A 17,676-nucleotide genomic window follows, 5' to 3' on the forward strand; every position below is an offset into this window, starting at 1 on the left:
ATGGCGCGCATTGCTTACGTCAACGGCAGCTATTGCGATCTGCGCGATGCAGCCGTCAATATCGAGGACCGTGGCTACCAGTTTTCCGACGGCGTCTATGAGGTCTGCGAAATCCGTAACGGGTCGCTGGTCGATCTACCCCGGCACATGGCGCGGCTGAAGCGTTCGCTCGGCGAAATCCGCATCGCGATGCCGATGGCTGAGGCCGCGCTTGCGACAGTGATGCATGAGGTCGTTCGTCGCAACCGCATCCATTACGGCCTGATCTATCTGCAGATCACGCGCGGCGTCGCGCACCGCGATCACGCTTTTCCATCTCCCGCAGTCAAGCCCAGTCTGACGGTCACGGCGAAAGGCCTCAACTTCGAGAGGAACCAGGCCATCGCGGCCAAGGGCATCGCTGTCATCACGGTGCCGGAAAACCGCTGGCCGCGCGTCGACATCAAGTCGGTGTCGCTACTGCCGAACGTGCTCGCCAAGCAGCAGGCCAAGGAGCAGGGCGCCTACGAAGCGTGGTTCGTTGGCCCCGATGGTTGTGTCACCGAGGGCTCATCCAGCAACGCATGGATCGTCACCAAGTCCGGAACCGTGGTCACGCGCTCGGCCGAAAGCGGCATCCTGCCCGGCATTACCCGCGCCGTGCTGATTGAGGTATTGGCCGCCCTTCAAATCCGCCTGGAGGAACGCCCCTTTACACCCGCGGAGGCCCATGAGGCTGCCGAAGCGTTCGTGACCGCCTCCACACAGATTGTCATGCCGGTGGTGAAGATCGACGGAAAGCTGATCGGGACTGGCTCTCCAGGGTCGATTGCCCTGAAACTGCGCGACCATTTCCATGGTTTTTCGACGTTTTCTTGAGATTTTTGGCTGATTTAGGCTGTTCTGCCTACGATGTGGCCTTGCCTAACCTTTGGGCCTGCCCTTTAATCGCAGCGCAACACCCGGAGGGGGATCTCAGGGGGTGCGTCCGTCTGCAAGAATGCAGGCGGGAGACAACAAGAAACAGCTACGACTGCGGAAAAAATAACAATGGCAGCCGACCGCGCACAGAATCTGCAAGACACTTTCCTCAATCACGTTCGTAAATCGAAGATCCCGCTGACGATTTTCCTCGTCAACGGCGTCAAACTGCAGGGTATTGTCACTTGGTTCGACAATTTTTGCCTGCTGCTGCGGCGCGACGGTCATTCGCAGCTTGTCTACAAGCACGCGATCTCGACCATCATGCCGGGCGCTCCGATCTCGCTGTTCGAGGGCGGCGAGGACGCTCCAGCTTGAGGACCTTGCTTGGACCCGCATAGTTTCAGCGGGGCAGCCGACCGGCCGGGGGGGCAACCGGCACAGGGACGAACGGCGAGCCGGGTGCTCGTTGTCGGCCCGTATCGGCGGTTGCGCCGTGGCGGCGCCGACCTCGTATCGAACAGCAATGACGCTATCCGCGACCCGCAGGCTCGCCTCGATGAAGCCGTCGGACTTGCCCGGGCGATCGATCTCGTTGTCGTCGAAGCCCTGATCGCGCCGCTATCCGAGATTCGCCCGGCGACCTATCTCGGCACGGGTAAGGTCGAAGAAATCCTCGGCCTGATCAAGGCGCACGAGGTTGAACTCGTGGTGATGGATTGTGCGCTGTCGCCAATCCAGCAGCGCAATCTGGAGAAGGAGTGGAACGTCAAGGTGCTCGACCGCACCGGGCTGATCCTCGAAATCTTCGGCCGCCGCGCCAAGACGCGTGAAGGCACGCTGCAGGTCGAACTCGCGCATCTGATCTATCAACGTAGCCGCCTCGTGCGGTCATGGACGCATCTGGAGCGCCAGCGCGGCGGCTTCGGCTTCATGGGCGGCCCCGGCGAAACCCAGATCGAGGCCGACCGCCGCATGATCGGCGAGCGCATCACTCGCATCGAAAACGATCTGAAGAAGGTGCAGGCAACGCGGCGGCTGCATCGCGCCGGACGCCAGCGTGTGCCGTATCGTGTCGTCGCTCTTGTCGGCTATACCAATGCCGGTAAATCGACGCTGTTCAACCGCCTGACGCGCGCGGACGTGCAGGCTGCCGACATGCTGTTCGCCACCCTCGATCCGACCTTGCGTGCGCTCAAGCTGCCGCATGGCGGCAAGGCGATGATCTCCGATACCGTGGGGTTTATCTCGGACCTGCCGACCATGCTGGTCGCGGCCTTCCGCGCCACGCTGGAAGAGGTGATCGAGGCGGACGTCATCCTGCACGTCCGCGATATTTCACACGAGGACGCCGAGGCGCAGGAGCGTGATGTCGATCAGGTGCTGCGGCAATTGAACATCGACACCGACTCCGGCCATCGCCTGATCGAGGTCTGGAACAAGATCGACCGGTTTTCACCGGAGGAGCGCGAAAATCTCGCACGCATCGCCGCGCGCCGGCCGCCGGAAAGGCCATGCTTTCTGGTGTCGGCGGAGACGGGCGAGGGCGTCGAAGCACTGCTGGAGGCCATCGAGGAGCGGCTTGCCGCCACACGGATTACACTCGACCTTCGCGTCGACGCGACCGATGGCGCAGGCATCAGCTGGATTCACCGCAATTCCGAGGTGCTCGACAAGCATCTCAATGAAAATCATTTCGACATGGTGATCCGCGTGGATGAGACCAAGCGCGATCTCGCTATTGCGCGTTTCGGCGCGGTGCCGCGTGAACAGGACGACTGAAACTAGCCGCCACTCCCGTTTTCACGGGACTTTGCCTCGCACCATAACGTCTCCATGTCATCGAGCGTTGCCTGCTCGAACGGCATGCCCCTCTTTAACAGCTCCTGCTCGATATAATTGAAGCGGCGCTCGAACTTCACATTGGCCCCACGCAGGGCCATGTCCGGATCGACCTTGGCGTGGCGCGCGAGGTTGACCACAGCAAACAGAAGGTCGCCGGTTTCCGCGACGATTTCCTTTACGTCACCGCCATCAAGCGCGGCTTCGATCTCATCGGCTTCCTCACGGATTTTGGCGAGCACCGCGCGCGGATCGTTCCAGTCGAAGCCGACCGTGCCTGCTTTCTCCTGAAGTGCGAGGGCGTGAGCCAGCGCAGGCTGCCCGGATTTTACCGAAGCCAGCAGAGAGGGCGTTCCCTCAGGCTCCTCGCCGCGACGTGTGGCGCGCTCGGCTTTTTCTTCAGCCTTGATCCGTCCCCAGTTCTCCTTCACTTCGGCTGGCGACATGCGACCCGCCTTGTCGCCGAACACATGCGGATGACGGCGGACCATCTTGGTGACGACGGCTGATACCACCTCGGGGAATGCGAAAGCACCTTGCTCTTCCGCCATCCGGGCATGGTAGACGACCTGCAACAGGAGATCGCCCAGTTCCTCGCGCAGATCGGCGAGATCGCCACGCGCGATCGCATCCGCTACCTCAAAGGCTTCCTCGATGGTGTAGGGAGCAATCGTCTCGAACGTCTGCTCCAGATCCCACGGACAGCCGCTAACGGGCGTTCGTAACGCGGCCATAACTTCAAGAAGAGCGGCAATGTCGGTTGGGTTCGACGGCGGTTTCATGGGTCACCGGAATGATGGCAGATACCTTTCTATGCCGGATCGGTCAGCATTCGCCCAGCCTCAATCCTGCGTTCAATCCCGATATTCCACGGTTGGCGGGGCCCATTCCGGATGATAGATCGAGCCATGGACAAAACACCCGAAAACGCCGCGCTGGTGCTGTTTTCCGGCGGGCAGGATTCCGCGACCTGTCTCGCGTGGGCGCTATCCCGCTTCGCGCGCGTCGAGACGCTCGGCTTCGACTACGGCCAGCGCCATGCCATCGAGCTGGAATGCCGGGCAACCCTGATTGAAGGCTTCAAACGGCTCAAGCCTGAATGGAAGACGAAGCTCGGCGAGGCGCACATGCTCGCCATTCCGACGCTGGCCGAAATTTCGGACACTGCCTTGACGCGTGACATCGCGATCGAGATGGAAGAGGGTGGCCTGCCCAACACTTTTGTGCCCGGTCGCAACCTTCTGTTCCTCACCTTCGCGGCCGCACTCGGCTATCGGCGCGGGATCCGTCATATCGTCGGCGGCATGTGCGAGACGGATTATTCCGGCTACCCGGATTGTCGGGATGAAACGATAAAGTCACTGAACGTCGCGCTCAACCAAGGCATGGGCCGTGACTTCGAGTTGCACACGCCGCTGATGTGGCGTGACAAGGCACAGACATGGGCGCTGGCGCATGAGCTCGGTGGCGAGGCGCTGGTCGACCTGATCGTTCAGCATTCGCACACGTGCTATCTTGGTGAGCGTGGCGCGCTGCATGACTGGGGTTACGGCTGCGGCGAGTGCCCGGCGTGCCGGCTGCGCGCCGCAGGATGGGAAAAATACAAAGCCGCCTGAGCAACCTTCTCAACGCGGATGCTTGGCTGCGTAATAGCGCAGCATGTCCTTGGCGATCAGTTCTGTCTCGGAGCGACGCCCGAAGAAGAAGACACCGCTTGCCGCATCGGATTTAGGGCCGGGCTTCGCAAAATAATCGATGAATCGCAGCCAGAAGAACGGCAGCGCCACGAGCGTTGCAATCCGGGTATTAAACCCAAGCGACAGTACGACATAGCGGATCGACCAGAGCAGCGCCTTGCCCGCACCGCCCACAGCACCGGAATCGATTTCCTCGAAACGTCGAAACAGCCAGCGATGGCCGCTCAAGGTGAACCGCGTGAAGTCATAAGCTTGTTCGTGAACCTGCTGGATGAATGGCGTATCGGCATAAACGATACCGCCAGGCTTCAGCACGCGATGGATTTCGTCAACGACGGCCGATGGATCCAGCACATGCTCGAGAACCGCCTGAATCCAGACGGCATCGAAGGTCTGATTCTGGAACGGGAGAAAATGCCCATCGGCCACAACGTTCGTGTTCCTTGACGCATAAACATCGGTGCCGACGATCTGGATGCCTTGCGTGTTATAAAGCGGGTCGGCGCCGGAGCCGATCGCGCCGCCGCCGATCACAAGCACGACAGGCCTTCGTGTTTTACGTTCGAGAATCCGGACCATCTCTTTCGATTTCTGCGGCGTGACGGGGTTCGAGCCGGTGAGCATCCGCCGCAGGCGGAGCGCATATCCTCGCCCTGTATCATCCCGATCAAAGGCCGACCCGCAATCGTCATCATAAGCGGCGCGTTCAAAAATGCTGTGCTCGAAATCGATGAGAACGGGCTGGCCCGCGGCGCGGGGAAAACCCGTTTTTGAAAACACGCAATCTGTTCCGGAACAGCGGATAGGCGTTTCATTGAGATGGAGTTCCGAGTGACAGCGCGGACAACACAGCAAACGATCGATGTCGACCATCAGACCTCAAACAGTATCCCAGCATGAATGCGCCTCGCAGGACAACATCCCAGCCAACGCAAGGAGACGAATCGGGTTCTGGAGGCGATAGCCGCTAGTTCAGTCCCTTGAGCTTCTTGCAAGGCGTTGCGGATGTCGATGATATTTTGACGATATCGAGGATCGACCGGCTCAGTTTCAAATCCCGCTTGGTGAGGAAACGAAGTGTGGCACGCGGGTTGGATTCGCAGAATTGCGACAATGTGGCGGCGGTTGCCGCAATCGTATCCTGCTTGGGTGTCACTGCGATGCCGCCATCCTTGAGGATGTAGGCATTCTTCACATTGGGCATCACTGCTGTGGTGGAGCAAATCTTGAACAGATTGGCATAGGCCGCAACCGGCATTGCCAGATCGCCTGCCATGCCGCCCAGCAGATACTCCCGGCTTCGCATGCAACCGTCGGCCGCCAATACCGACTGGCAGCCGATGCAAACTGCAACGCACGCAACTAGCAATCTTCGCATGGCTCAATGCACCAGAGGATGCCGCGCATCCGCCGCATCTTCAAACATAGGTGCCAATCTGATCGGTCCGTCTCCGGACGACGGGTGAGAAAGGGGGGTATAGGGCAGACCATAGGTTTCGCCCGCACATCGGCGCCACGACATCTCATGGGCGTGCATCTTCGCGGCATTTGCAAGATCAATCCGCAAGCCGCTGTCGAGAACCATCCGAGAAATCGCGCCGGCCACGGCGTTCGGCTCTGCTTCCGTCAACAGGCCGGTCGTTCCATTCATTACTGCATCGGGAACGCCGCCGATTGCCGATGCCACGCTTGGCAGCCCGCAAGCCGCAGCTTCCAGATAGACAAGGCCAAATCCCTCGACACGGCCCGATGAATCTGGCGTGCCGGTGAGGCAAAAGAAATCCGCACCGGAATAGAGATCACGAATTTCCTCATCATGCAGGGAGCCCAGCAGGCGAATGTCGCATGGCGATTGATCGACCATATCGCGAAATTCCTGGACGTAGTCGGATTCGCCCGGCGGGCCGACCACCAGCCATGTGACGGAGTTGCGAATGTGATCGGGCAATCGCTCAAGCGCTGCGAGGGTCAGGTGATGCCCTTTGCGACGGGTGATGCGGGCAACCGTCACCATTGCGATGCGGCTCGATTCGATTCCATATAGCCAGCGCGCCCGCGACCGGCGTTTGAGCGGGCCAAACCAGAAATCGGAGACACCGAGCGATACTGCATTGATCTGCGCCCGGCTGACCGGAAAGCGGTCGCAGAACAGGTCGCGGGTAAATCCGCTGTTCGCGACAATCTCCGCGCGGGGGCCGAACACGCCAGTGCCACGAATGGCAAGCCGCTTGAGCGGCGTCTGAGTTTCGTTGATCTCCGTCCCGTGTACGGTCATCATCATCCGGCCGTTGATCTGATGGCGCGACATCGCCACGGGAATGAAGAACGGCCAATCCGCGGCATGAACGATGTCGTAATACGACTTGGCGGTTTCAGCGTGGACCAGTCTGACCTTGGCTGGCAGATCGCGCATGGAATGCAGGCCGCCATGAAACCGCGACACCTTGAACGGAAGATCGCTATCATCCGTTGGTTCGCCATAATCCGGCGCAACGACGGTAACATCCGCGCCAAGCTCCCAGGCTGCGGCGGCGATCTCGCGCGCATATGTGCCGATTCCGCCATTCGCTGGCGTGAACTCGCTGGTCAGCAGTAGAATTTTCACAGCAACCCCTCGTGACGTTGCGCCATCACAAGCGGATGGCGCGCGTTCTGGATTTCCTGGTGATAATGGAACACGCGTGCCAGTTGAGTGCCCGGGGTGAAGTTCTCGATCGACGCAGCGACCGTTTCCGGCTGCATCTCGCCGCTAGCGATAAGATCCCGGACTGCAAGAAAACGCTCAACAAGCACCTCCGTCATATCGTCCGGCGATCCTTCACGCGGCACCAGATAACCACTCGTGCCGTCGTGAATGACCGACTCGAGCTGCGGCAAATGCACCGCGACGACCGGACGGCCGACGGCAAGCGTCTCAAGCACGCAACGGGGCATGCCTTCGAATTCCGAAGTTAAAATTCCCGCATGAGCTGATGCGATGGTTGCCGCCATTCCGATGGCGTCCTTGAACCCGTGGCGGGTGGTGATGTCCGCGATGTCCTCAAATTCGGCAAACCGGGTTGGATCGCTGGTCCCGACATAGTGAAATTCCAGGTTTCCGTGGAGCCTGTCGCGTAGCCGCGCGATGGTCCTGAACATCAGGGACGGCTGTTTAAACTCGTCGAGACGACCCGCGAAGATCACACGAAACGGTAGGTTGGTCGGGGAGAACGGCTGTGGTTGGAAGATGTTGGTATTCACCCAAGTCCACAGCGTATCGATCTTCCCCTTCTGGCTCGGATAAGTCTTCTGCAAACGTTCGGTGATAAACGGATTGACGCAAAGGAATTTCTCGCTGGTGGCAATCGCGAACCGCTCGCCCGCATTGTGCACGAACGAATATTTGCGCAACAGCGAATCCATTTTCAGTTTCGGCGCGCCTTCTCCATGCAGCATTTGCACGAAGGGCAGGCGCAGGATGACCGGAAGCCATGAAAATTCCACACGCCGCAGATCGATGCTACATTTCCGTGCCCGGATCAGGTGTGCGATCGTCCGGAAATTCCGCAACAGGGCCATAAAGAACTGACCGGTCAGCGACGAACGGATGGTTTTTGCCGCTTCGCGTGCCTGCTCGTCGGAGTAGCGCAAGATCGGCATGAAATCGAACTGGCGGCCACGGAAGGACAGGCGGCGAATTTTTCCGATTTCAAGATCGCCGATGGAATCGACGCCGATAAACAAAAGGTCCGTATCCGATGGATGAAACGTGATGAAATCGCGAATGTAGGTTTCCAGGCCGCCAACCTTCTGGCCGCGCGGGTCGAACGGATGGATCAGACAGATCTGATAACGGCGGCGAGTGTTTCGCGCACGTTGGGCAAGGGTCACGTTTGATGTCATGCAGCCGTCCTTGTGCGCGCACTGATGATTTGAGGGAGCGTCTTGACGAATAGCTTCGGAACGACCGCCACGCATTTGGCGTAGCGCAGCCCGAGGCGTCTGGGGTTCTTCAGCATTCGCCATGCCCATTCGAGGCCGATTTTTTGCGTGATTGCCGGTGCGCGCTGCTGTGTTCCGGCAATGAAGTCGAGGCCCGCGCCGATACACAGAAAGCCCGTGCCGTCCAGCCGGTCGAGGCAACGCGCGGCAAACACTTCCTGTTTTGGCGCACCGAGCGCCAGAAAGCATAGCCGCGCTCCCGAGCGTCGAATGCTTTCAATGGCGAAATCTGCTTCCTGCGAGTAGGGATCGAAATCCGGCCCAGGCGAAAAGAAACCCGCGAAGCGAATACCCTTGTAACGCCGCGAAAGAGCCTTCGCGGTCTCCGCAAGCGTGACATTGTTCGAGCCGAGCAAAAAAATAGACAAGTGCTGTTTTTGCGCTTCCGCGCAGAGCGGCTCGATCAGATCAGCGCCGGTGGTGCGCTGGATATGAGTTCCAAGAAGTCTGCTCAATATTACAATCGGGAATCCGTCCGCCGTCACGAACCTCGCACGACGATAAGCGTTGCGAAAATCGGCGCGCCGTTCGAGTTGAACCACATGATCGAGGTTGAGCGTGCAAACAGAGAATTTTTCTCCGCGTCGCGCCGCATCGATCACGGATGTCACGGCATCCGGCATCGATGGAACATTGATGGAGACTCCATCAACGGTGAGATTGTGACGCGAGCGCGCCAAAGACGTGTCCAACATGTCGATCCCCTGATGACGATTTGTCGGTACGCGCGCACGAACACGCGAGAGCGTGAACAAACATCGAAGATCGATCTCGATGTTCAACGTCATCAAAATGGACCAATGCGACGCAAGCGTGGCGATGCTCGAATAATTTTTCCCATCACATCAGGAGAAGCATTCATGCAACACGTCACGCGACGCGATACAATCGCAACACTCTCTGGTGCGTCGATTTCCTTATTGTGCGGAACAGATTCACGCGCATCCCTCGCAGAGAGCCTTGGTGATGTTGCCAAAAGCAAGAATGTGATGTTCGGCGCGGCCGCAAGCGGCGCAATCGATCACGACATTGGGTATCGTGATCTCTACACATCGCAAACACGTATCATCACAACCGATACTGCCTTGAAGATGGGCAGCATCGCGCCACAGCCGGGCGCAAAGCATTTCGAAGCAGCAGATAAACTGTTGCAATTCTGCACGACGAATCGCATTCCCATGCGCGGCCACTGCGTCATCTGGAACGAATGGGTTCCACAATGGGTGCGCAACATGTCGACCGACGAGCGGCGCTCATTTTTCGACCGCTATATTGAGGAAGTTGTTGGCCGCTATGTCGGCAAACTGCAATCGTGGGATATCGTCAACGAGCCATTCTGGCCCGGCCACAAGGCACCTGGCGGGTATCGATTGGGCCCGTGGTATGATGCGTTTGGAACGGATTATATCCGCCGCGCTTACGAGCGCGCTGGCACCGTCGACAAAACCACCAAATTCGTCCTCAACGAAGCGCAAACCGAGCGCGACGATTCTCTCGGGCTCACGGTGCGCGCCGGGTTGCTTGACCTCGTCAAGAAACTGAAAGATTCCGGCGTACGCCTCGATGTCGTCGGCTTGCAGGGTCACTTGCAACCCAAATACCCGCACGACCCCGCGCGGTTCATCGACTTCGTTTACAAACTCAGCGAACTTGGCGTCGATATCTACATCACAGAATTCGACGTCCGGGATGATACTTTCCCGGATGACGTCTCCGCTCGCGACGCCATGGTTGCAAAGACGGCGGAGGCTTTTCTCGATAACGTTCTCAAAATTCCTCGCGTCAAGGCGGTGATCGCCTGGGAACTGGCCGACAATTATTCCTTCTATACCGATATCGCCAAAAAGAAGGATCCGTCCGCCACCCGCATGCCGCGACCGTTGCCCTATGACGCGAATCTACAGAAGAAGCCTCTCTGGTTCGCGATACAGCGGGCATTCGCTAACGCGAGCAAGGCATGAACTAACTCCGCAAGGGTTGATGCGCACGGACGATCCACAACTGAAACAGACTTCGCGCATAGAAAACGGCAAGCGCCGCAGCATAGATGCCGGCACCAATCGCGATGTGGAAGGCAAGGCCTGCGAAATTTGTCGCCTCCGGGAGGCGATGCAGCACGACCATCATCAGGACGGTCGCAATCCCGGATCGCAGAAGGTGTGACACCGGCAGCGTCAGGCCGAATTTCGTAAAGCCAATAACAAAACTGACCGCGGCGGCGGCGCAGGCTGACCCCACCGTTGCCGCTGCGGCGCCGACCAGACCCCAGCGGTGGATAAAAATCACGCTCAGAGTCACGGTAACGGCCGCATCGATCGACGATACCACCACCATCAACCGCGTCCGGTTGTGCAGCAGAAACACCTGATCGCCAAAATGGGCACGGAGGTTGCGGATAGAGCCTGCCAGCGCGGATAGCGGTAAAATCGCCAGCGTCGCCGTCTGAAACGGAGCCGCGATCAGCAGGTGCACGATCTCTACGCGAAGCGAGTATATCCCGGCAATGCTCGGAACCAGGATCGCGAACAGAAGCGCGCTGTTGTCCACGAGTTGGTCCATGGCGGCTTTGCTGCCGCCTTGTTCCATATGCTTCACCGCAAGCGGAAAAGCCGCTGCCGTGACCAGCATGGCGGCAACCGCGGCGGCGCGCTGGCCGAGCCCGTAGCCGACGGCGAACAAACCAGCCGCGGCAACACCCAGCATGTCATTGAGGATGAAACGCGATGCGTTGAGACCAACCCAACCCAATCCGCCGCCAATAATGATCGGCACGCCATAATGAAGAGCGTGGCGGAAAATCTCGCGATCGATCGGCCACAAGCGAGTGCTGTATCCGATGAACGGTAGCACGGCGATTGCGGCAAGAAGCTGCATCACGAAATATCCGGTCAGCGGCCATTCCGGCATCGGGCCGAACAGATGGATCAGAAAAAGGCCGAGCAGCAATCCGGCTGAGGGGCCGACAATTTGCTGGATGGAGTAGATTCCGATCTGGTGACGAGCCCGTGCGCGCTCCCCAATATAGAGGTTCAGCGTTCGCGAGATCACGTAACCGACGCTGGCGGCGAGGAGGAATGGACTCGCATCGGGCGCGATGACGACCAGCACCACGCCGACCATCGCAAGGCTCTGCAGAACCATCGAGACAAGGATGACGAAACTTTCCGTCGCATAGAATCGCTGCTCTTCACCCGCACTTTCATAACGCCCGAAGAATCGAAGCGCATATTGGGACCACCAGGACAAGAAACCGATCTGCAGCAACTCATGCGTCGCCGTCACCAGTGTGATAATTCCGAGCGTGTGATCGCTAACGACATGCGTCCAGACGATCATTGCCAGAAGCTGGAACAGCGGGCCGATCACCTGGGCTGGGAGATAAAGCAGGGTGTGTCGCAACAGCATGGTCAGGCTCCGACCCAGCGTCGCATCGTGCCAGGAGCAAGACGCCTGACGCAGACGAGCAAAAAAGCGATCAGGATCGCTGTCGCTGCAAACGTGAAGACAAATCCAGCAAGCGGCGTGAATCGATCGAAGGCGCCATGATCACGCAGGAACATGACAATAAAAATGTGCCAGAGATAGATGAAGTAACTGCCGGAACCGAGCATTGCGAGCGCAACCGATGCTGGACGCCAAGTGAGAAGCATCAAGGCGGCAAGGGATGCGTATCCGAAAAATGCCAGTGAGTCATAGTCGGCATCGTCGCCGATCTTCCACAGCCGGGCGCCAGCATAGATCACATAGGCAATCGCGGCAGCGGCCAGCAACAGCGCCTTCCGCTCCCGCAAAGTTTCGTCGAGCCGAAATGTTCCGGCCAGCAGCCCCAAAGCAAGAAATGCAAACCAGAACGGGATGTCCCGCATCCGCACCTCTTCGATGAGGGAAGGCGAGAAACCTACTTTTGCAAGTAACGGATCGAGATAGGCGCCCGTCAAAAGGCCAAATCCGATAGCTGCGATCAGCAACATCGCAAGATTGTCGCGGCCGTCTCCCAATAGCTTGGCGAGCTTGAGAACAAACCAGAGAGCAACGGTGCAGCCGACGTACACGAACACGTAGTAATACACGAATACATAAGCCAATCCGAACCTGGCAAGCGTCACATGTAATCGATGATCCATGTTTGGATTATGCAGCGCCATGTAGACACAGGCGGCCACGAACGCGATCGTGTAGGGAATCATCGCCGTCATCACACGGCGGCCCAGCGGAATATGTGTCTTGCCTGTAGACATCATGCCTGATGCAAAGAGAAAGATCGGAACGCATGGCCGCAACGCGGCATCCAGCATGATCGTCCAGCCAGAGACGACCGGTTGGGGCAGGGAATGAATGCCTATCACCATCAGGATCGCAATGCCGCGCATGCTGTCGATCGTGACGTCGCGTGCTTTGGAAGCGGGCACTGTCACGGCGTCAGCCCATGCTGCGGGATTGCTTGCTGCCGGCACCATTTTCACCTTTCGGGGGAGTTCCAAACGATCAGCGCGTGGCAACGGAGCTATTTCTGAGCGTCGTTGCATCACGCGAGCGCTTGCGTGCCATCCGTGCAATCAGGTCAAGGACAGCGTCGCGATCCGATGCTGCCAGATTTTTCCACCGCGCCAGATTGTCTCGCGCCTGCCGCGCATGAATTCGCCTCCAGTCCCTCGTCGCAACAAGGCGTGCAATACTCGCTGCGGCGGCGTTCGGATCAGTCGGATCGATGAAGATTCCTGATTGCCCCAGAACTTCCCGAAACACATCAGCATCCGGCGCCACAATCGGCAGCCCGCTATATTGAGCCTCGAGCAAGGGAAGCCCCAGCCCTTCATCGTGAGACGTGCAGATAAAGATATCCGCCTTCTCGAGAAAATCCGCTACACCGGAGACAGACTGATACCCGTGCAATGTGACGCCCGGTATTTGCTCGAGTTGACTCCAATCTGCCCCCCAACCGCGCCGGCCGATGATATCCAGCGTGGCTCCGGTAAGTCCCTGAGCACGAAGCGCGATTAGAATCCGCCCAGCGGCAATAAGATTTTTCCGCGGCTCGACAGTGCCGAGCGCAATGAGCCGGATGGACGAAGCATCCACGGCGCGCTCTGCACGCAGATCATCGGAAACATTAAACACGTTTCGTACGGACGGGCGGTAGAGCGTGATCTCGGCGTCCCTGCGGCTGTATTGCCTTAGTCGTTCACGCGTCGTCGCTGAGTTGGTCAAGAATCGTGGATAGCTCTGCAGTGCCAATTTGAATGGCGCGGCCATATAGAGCCGCGCGCGGCGATTGAGGTCGGCGCGGCGAGAAATAAGAAAATCGTCGTGAAAATAGGGCAGAACGCGCGATGCAAATGGCCTCAGAAAGGGGCTTGGTGGGAACCCGGGGCACAGCACAATCGAATCCGACGCTGCGAGCTTCATCGGAATCTCCAGCGTCTGCCGTATAATCATCTGTCTCGTTCCCTGCGCCGTCACAGGAACGATGGGTAGCGGCGCAAGAGCTTCTTTCGAAAACAGCTCAAGCGTGATTCGCTCAAGACCGGTCACATGCCTCCCAAGATGAGTATGATCGACGTAGATGGTCATTGGGCAGACCTCATTGCATTCTATGCGCCAGCGCAAAGCGTGGCGACGCTCTCTTTCTTTGGAACTGACGGTTATCGATTAGTCGCCACTCCTTCGGCAGAAGCAGTGCGATCAGAGCGACGAATTGAGCCAATTGAATGTTCTTGGATGAAAAGCTGACGGAGCTTGCTGCGATCATCAGCATCAACAAATAGATCGGCCATACGCCGCGATCCGATCTGCGTGTCAGATCGATAAAGAAGCACAAAAGACCGACCGTCATCAGAACGGTGTGAACGAGCCCGAACTGGGTAATGCACGATATCCAGAAATTTTCGATGCCATAGTTCAACCCGAGCTGGGATTGAAGAGCGGTGATCCGATCCGGACTGGCGCCGAGAAGGAGTTCCATCCAGTCGAGGTAAGAAAGCAGATGCAGCGTCGCGAATCTTGCGAGAGCACTACCCTTGTCCGACGAAAACCGCAGCAACATCTTGTCGAAGATTCCGGAATCAAAGGCCACAAACGCGGCGCCCGCGAGCAATGAGACAAGGCACATGGCCGCGATGATACCGAGCAGTGACATCTGCTCCCCAAAGCCGAAGCGAAGGCCTTTCCAGCCGACAAGGCATGCCATTACGACGAGCGTCGTCATCAAGGCCGTCCTGCCGCCGAATACCATCAACGACACGAAACAGAACGCCATGATCGGCAATCTAAGAATCGCAGGAAGGATCGCAGGCCGCACCACCAGCACCATGACGTAAGCAGCGATCAAGCCGGACGCAGTCAGAGGATGACCGAGCAGGGCGGATGAACGCCATTCACCGAGCACCGGGATATTGCCGACCGTCAGCGGAAACAGCCGATGACCGGAAAAATATTCATAATATCCGAGCGCGACATTGAGCAGAATGCCGGCATGAAACACCCAGGCTAGCACGCGCCGCTGTGAACTCGTCAGTTGCCAGACGACGAGACAGATCATCGGCGGCAACAGGAAGGAATCGATAATTGTCGTAAAGGGCCGCTTCAGAATGACGATCTGAAAGAACAGCGCAATCCAGCATAGAAACAGAACGATCGTCAGACGGGCCTTCGCAAGGCTCGACAACAGGTCACTGATCGGATTGCCGTGGCGGATCAGACAGAGAAAGAAAGCCGCAAAAACACAATAGCTCGCGACATGGACCTTCTCCAGAAAAATGCCGCCGCTGGTGACATAGTGCACCTTCAGGTTGGTCAGCATGGATGACGAAAGACAAAGCAGCGCCACCACAGCCAGCAGCATCAGTCCAACGATCGCGACCTCGATCAACGCGTGGACCGTGGACGACTGATCGACGCCCGGCCTGCTTAATCCGGGATGCGCAGAGCGAGGAAGGGCGATTGCACTCACTTGGCCACATTGCGCAAATACTGTGGGACGCGGCTTCAATGCGCGGCCCCACCTGCCGCGGCCACAGAAGCTACATAGGGCTTCAAATAAGCCGAACTGCGATAGTAGTCGTAAAAGCGCAGGCGGCTGAGATCGACCTGCGTGAGAACCGTGCCGAGGATCCGGTCCGATACCGGCTCGAGCAGTTCCATCATATGAAGCAGGACTTCCTTCGGCGTCTGGTCCCACGCCAGTGCGAGCACGATACGATCAGCCAACTCCGCAAGCGCGCGTCCATCCACGAGCGGGATCAGCGGTGGCGAATCGATGATGATGAGTTCGTAGTGAACACGCAACCGATCGAGAACGGTTGCGATCTCTTCGGAAAACATCAACTCGGTAATGGTGTTGTCATTGTCGCAAACAGTGGCCGGCAAAATCGACAGGCCTGAACTGCGGTCGAACAGAATCGCCCGCTCAAGCGGAATCTCTCCGGTCGCGACTTGCATCAGGCCGGCACTTGCGCGTGGGCTAACCGCGCGCGTCAGCCCCGGATTGCGCAAGTCACCATCGATCAGAAGCGTTTTGACACCAAGCGAGGCGAACGACAGCGCCAGGTTGGAGGCGAACGTCGTTTTTCCCTCGCTATCGAGCGCGGATGTCACGAGCACGACTTTCGCGGATTGTGTCCGCAGCACGCGCTGAATGGACAGCCGCGCCGCACGGACTGCTTCGGCAAAAAAGGTGCCGGGCTCCTCGATGGCATAGCGCATCAAGGGCGGCTGCAGGGATGGCGGCAGCAGCCGCATGATGGCGGGATCATAGCCCTTGAGATCGAAACGCCCGCGCTTCGCACGGCTGGCAAGTTCACGCGCGCCGATCCGGGGAATGGCGGCAAGCGCCGGCACGCCGGAAATCGCTTCGGCCTGTTCCAGCGTCTTGATGCGGCTGTCGAGATAATCGAGCAGCAATGCCAGAACCACCCCGCCTCCGCCACCGAGAACGATGGCAAGCCCCAGGATCAGCAGCGTCTTGGGGGAGGAGGGCTTGAGAGGAATGGAGGCCTTCGTGACGATGCGCGAATCCGGCATCTCCAGGCTTTCCTGCGAAGACGTCTCCTTGGCACGCGCCAGGTAGGATTCATAAAGCGTGCGATTGGCTTCAGCCTCACGCTGCAATTCATGGAGGCGGACCTGAGCTTGCCCGGATTCGCTCGAAACGTTCTGCAACTGGTCCAGACTGTCCTGCAGCGATTTCTCGCGCGATTTCGCCACGTCGTAATCGTGTGCCGTGCTTTGCAGGATCCGCTTGATCTCCTGATCGATCAACCGCTGCGTATCCTTGAGCTGCGCGTGCACGCTGGCCACCAGCGGATGACGGGGGCCATATTTGCTGGTCAGGTCCGCCTCATTCTTGGCTATGTCCGCATATTGTGTCCGCAGCTTGGTGATGATGTCGGAAGAAATAGCCGCATTGATGCCGCCGGGATCGTTGCCGGATTTGGAGAGTTGCTGCACCTGCTCGAACTTGGCGCGCGCCTCGGCCGTTTCGGAGCGTGCCGAGATCAGCTTGTTGTTCAGATCGGTGATCTGCTGGTCATTAAGGGTAACGCCCTGGGAGACGGCAAGGTTATTGGCCGCGCGGAAATCCTCGACCGCTTTTTCGGAAGCCACAACGCGGGCTTTCAATGAATCCAGTTGCCCGTTCAGCCATTTTGCAGCGGTGCGCGTCACGTCGAACTTCGCGCGAACCTGCTCTTCCAGATAGGCATCCGCAATCGCATTCGCGATCAGTGCGGCCTTGCGGGGCGACTTCGAGCTGACATTGATATCTACCAGAAAGGTCGTTCCCTGACGGACGACCTTGAGCCGCTTTTGCAGCAAATCAACGGAACGGGTCTGCGCGGCATTGTCCGGCGCCGCCTCATGGCTTTCGCTGCTGAACAGGCTGCCAATAACGCGCTTGATCGGATCAAGAAACCCGGGCTCGGGAGAGAATTCTTCATCTTCAGTCAGTTTAAGTTTGTCGACCACGCGCTGAAGCGTGGCAACCGACTGGATAAGCAGGGCCTGACTCTCGATGGTCGCATCATCGGTTCCGTAATTCGAAAGAACAGGCTGCGTTGTATCAGTAACATTCGCATGCCGCGGATCGACAACGACCGTCGATGTTGCGGTATAACGCGTGGTGGCCAGCAATACGTAGAGCAGGGCGATACCGACAAACGAGGCCGCCACATAGGCGATGACTCCCCCGCGCCGGCGAAGAATGCGCCCGATCTCACGAAGATCAACGGCCGGACCCGCCGCGTCTTCGACACCCATGCCG

Annotated in this window: 16 protein-coding genes; 5 read left to right on the plus strand and 11 right to left on the minus strand. The window is 58.5% G+C overall.

The features are described from left to right. From AFIDRAFT_RS10885 to hflX, 3 genes are all read left to right on the plus strand, one after another. Entirely contained in the window at window positions 1–858 is an 858-nt protein-coding gene (locus AFIDRAFT_RS10885; protein WP_009339449.1) for a D-amino-acid transaminase, read from the plus strand. A gap of 171 nt (window positions 859–1,029) precedes the next feature. Beyond that, on the plus strand, window positions 1,030–1,278 hold the full coding sequence (gene hfq / locus AFIDRAFT_RS10890) for an RNA chaperone Hfq (RefSeq protein ID WP_009339450.1): 249 nt from the start codon (window positions 1,030–1,032) through the stop codon (window positions 1,276–1,278). A gap of 9 nt (window positions 1,279–1,287) precedes the next feature. Next, window positions 1,288–2,682, plus strand: a complete 1,395-nt coding sequence (gene hflX / locus AFIDRAFT_RS10895; protein ID WP_009339451.1) for a GTPase HflX — start codon at window positions 1,288–1,290, stop codon at window positions 2,680–2,682. 2 nt (window positions 2,683–2,684) lie between these two features. Here the strand turns inward: hflX and mazG are convergent, their stop codons facing one another. Further along, window positions 2,685–3,524, minus strand: coding sequence for a nucleoside triphosphate pyrophosphohydrolase (mazG, locus tag AFIDRAFT_RS10900; RefSeq protein ID WP_009339452.1), 840 nt, complete (start codon window positions 3,522–3,524; stop codon window positions 2,685–2,687). 111 nt (window positions 3,525–3,635) lie between these two features. Here mazG and queC point away from each other — a divergent pair, with 111 nt between their 5' ends. Beyond that, complete coding sequence (gene queC / locus AFIDRAFT_RS10905) at window positions 3,636–4,358, plus strand: 7-cyano-7-deazaguanine synthase QueC (RefSeq protein WP_040298289.1); 723 nt, start codon at window positions 3,636–3,638, stop codon at window positions 4,356–4,358. Between the two features lie 9 nt (window positions 4,359–4,367). Here queC and AFIDRAFT_RS10910 read toward each other — a convergent pair whose 3' ends face one another. From AFIDRAFT_RS10910 to AFIDRAFT_RS10930, 5 genes are all read right to left on the minus strand, one after another. After that, window positions 4,368–5,219, minus strand: a complete 852-nt coding sequence (locus tag AFIDRAFT_RS10910) for a class I SAM-dependent methyltransferase (RefSeq protein ID WP_245258163.1) — start codon at window positions 5,217–5,219, stop codon at window positions 4,368–4,370. A gap of 187 nt (window positions 5,220–5,406) precedes the next feature. Continuing rightward, a complete protein-coding gene (locus AFIDRAFT_RS10915) occupies window positions 5,407–5,745 on the minus strand; it encodes a hypothetical protein (protein WP_009339455.1) in 339 nt (112 codons plus the stop codon). Between the two features lie 75 nt (window positions 5,746–5,820). Then, window positions 5,821–7,044 (minus strand): glycosyltransferase family 4 protein, encoded by a 1,224-nt coding sequence (locus tag AFIDRAFT_RS10920; RefSeq protein ID WP_009339456.1) that lies wholly within the window; start codon window positions 7,042–7,044, stop codon window positions 5,821–5,823. Continuing rightward, window positions 7,041–8,321 (minus strand): glycosyltransferase family 4 protein, encoded by a 1,281-nt coding sequence (locus tag AFIDRAFT_RS10925; protein WP_009339457.1) that lies wholly within the window; start codon window positions 8,319–8,321, stop codon window positions 7,041–7,043. The genes AFIDRAFT_RS10920 and AFIDRAFT_RS10925 overlap by 4 nt, the downstream gene beginning before the upstream one ends. Beyond that, on the minus strand, window positions 8,318–9,115 hold the full coding sequence (locus AFIDRAFT_RS10930; RefSeq protein ID WP_009339458.1) for a WecB/TagA/CpsF family glycosyltransferase: 798 nt from the start codon (window positions 9,113–9,115) through the stop codon (window positions 8,318–8,320). The genes AFIDRAFT_RS10925 and AFIDRAFT_RS10930 overlap by 4 nt, the downstream gene beginning before the upstream one ends. A 165-nt stretch (window positions 9,116–9,280) precedes the next feature. On the opposite strand from AFIDRAFT_RS10930, the gene AFIDRAFT_RS10935 reads away from it, so the two are divergent. Continuing rightward, the gene (locus AFIDRAFT_RS10935) at window positions 9,281–10,381 is read left to right on the plus strand and encodes an endo-1,4-beta-xylanase (RefSeq protein ID WP_009339459.1); all 1,101 of its coding nucleotides are present in this window, start codon (window positions 9,281–9,283) and stop codon (window positions 10,379–10,381) included. Window position 10,382: 1 nt separating this feature from the next. Here the strand turns inward: AFIDRAFT_RS10935 and AFIDRAFT_RS10940 are convergent, their stop codons facing one another. Genes AFIDRAFT_RS10940 through AFIDRAFT_RS10960 form a run of 5 tightly spaced genes read right to left on the minus strand, consistent with a single transcriptional unit; the run spans window position 10,383 to window position 17,672 of the window. Then, complete coding sequence (locus tag AFIDRAFT_RS10940; protein ID WP_009339460.1) at window positions 10,383–11,825, minus strand: lipopolysaccharide biosynthesis protein; 1,443 nt, start codon at window positions 11,823–11,825, stop codon at window positions 10,383–10,385. Between the two features lie 2 nt (window positions 11,826–11,827). After that, a complete protein-coding gene (locus AFIDRAFT_RS10945; protein ID WP_009339461.1) occupies window positions 11,828–12,877 on the minus strand; it encodes an acyltransferase family protein in 1,050 nt (349 codons plus the stop codon). Between the two features lie 28 nt (window positions 12,878–12,905). Further along, window positions 12,906–13,991, minus strand: coding sequence for a glycosyltransferase (locus AFIDRAFT_RS10950; RefSeq protein ID WP_009339462.1), 1,086 nt, complete (start codon window positions 13,989–13,991; stop codon window positions 12,906–12,908). 10 nt (window positions 13,992–14,001) lie between these two features. Further along, a complete protein-coding gene (locus AFIDRAFT_RS10955) occupies window positions 14,002–15,369 on the minus strand; it encodes a VpsF family polysaccharide biosynthesis protein (RefSeq protein WP_050789596.1) in 1,368 nt (455 codons plus the stop codon). Window positions 15,370–15,404: 35 nt separating this feature from the next. Next, window positions 15,405–17,672, minus strand: a complete 2,268-nt coding sequence (locus AFIDRAFT_RS10960) for a GumC family protein (RefSeq protein WP_245258165.1) — start codon at window positions 17,670–17,672, stop codon at window positions 15,405–15,407. Window positions 17,673–17,676: the final 4 nt, after the last annotated feature.

Origin of the sequence: Afipia sp. 1NLS2, from assembly GCF_000178995.1 — a bacterium.
Classification (GTDB): domain Bacteria; phylum Pseudomonadota; class Alphaproteobacteria; order Rhizobiales; family Xanthobacteraceae; genus Afipia.

Bases quoted from the DNA above. Each gene is read 5' to 3' on its own strand.
- AFIDRAFT_RS10885 (WP_009339449.1), top strand. From the start codon at position 1: ATGGCGCGCATTGCTTACGTCAACGGCAGCTATTGCGATCTGCGCGAT.
- hfq (WP_009339450.1), top strand. From the start codon at position 1,030: ATGGCAGCCGACCGCGCACAGAATCTGCAAGACACTTTCCTCAATCAC.
- mazG (WP_009339452.1), bottom strand. From the start codon at position 3,524: ATGAAACCGCCGTCGAACCCAACCGACATTGCCGCTCTTCTTGAAGTT.
- queC (WP_040298289.1), top strand. From the start codon at position 3,636: ATGATAGATCGAGCCATGGACAAAACACCCGAAAACGCCGCGCTGGTG.
- AFIDRAFT_RS10915 (WP_009339455.1), bottom strand. From the start codon at position 5,745: ATGCGAAGCCGGGAGTATCTGCTGGGCGGCATGGCAGGCGATCTGGCA.
- AFIDRAFT_RS10925 (WP_009339457.1), bottom strand. From the start codon at position 8,321: ATGACATCAAACGTGACCCTTGCCCAACGTGCGCGAAACACTCGCCGC.
- AFIDRAFT_RS10930 (WP_009339458.1), bottom strand. From the start codon at position 9,115: ATGTTGGACACGTCTTTGGCGCGCTCGCGTCACAATCTCACCGTTGAT.
- AFIDRAFT_RS10935 (WP_009339459.1), top strand. From the start codon at position 9,281: ATGCAACACGTCACGCGACGCGATACAATCGCAACACTCTCTGGTGCG.
- AFIDRAFT_RS10940 (WP_009339460.1), bottom strand. From the start codon at position 11,825: ATGCTGTTGCGACACACCCTGCTTTATCTCCCAGCCCAGGTGATCGGC.
- AFIDRAFT_RS10945 (WP_009339461.1), bottom strand. From the start codon at position 12,877: ATGGTGCCGGCAGCAAGCAATCCCGCAGCATGGGCTGACGCCGTGACA.
- AFIDRAFT_RS10950 (WP_009339462.1), bottom strand. From the start codon at position 13,991: ATGACCATCTACGTCGATCATACTCATCTTGGGAGGCATGTGACCGGT.
- AFIDRAFT_RS10960 (WP_245258165.1), bottom strand. From the start codon at position 17,672: ATGGGTGTCGAAGACGCGGCGGGTCCGGCCGTTGATCTTCGTGAGATC.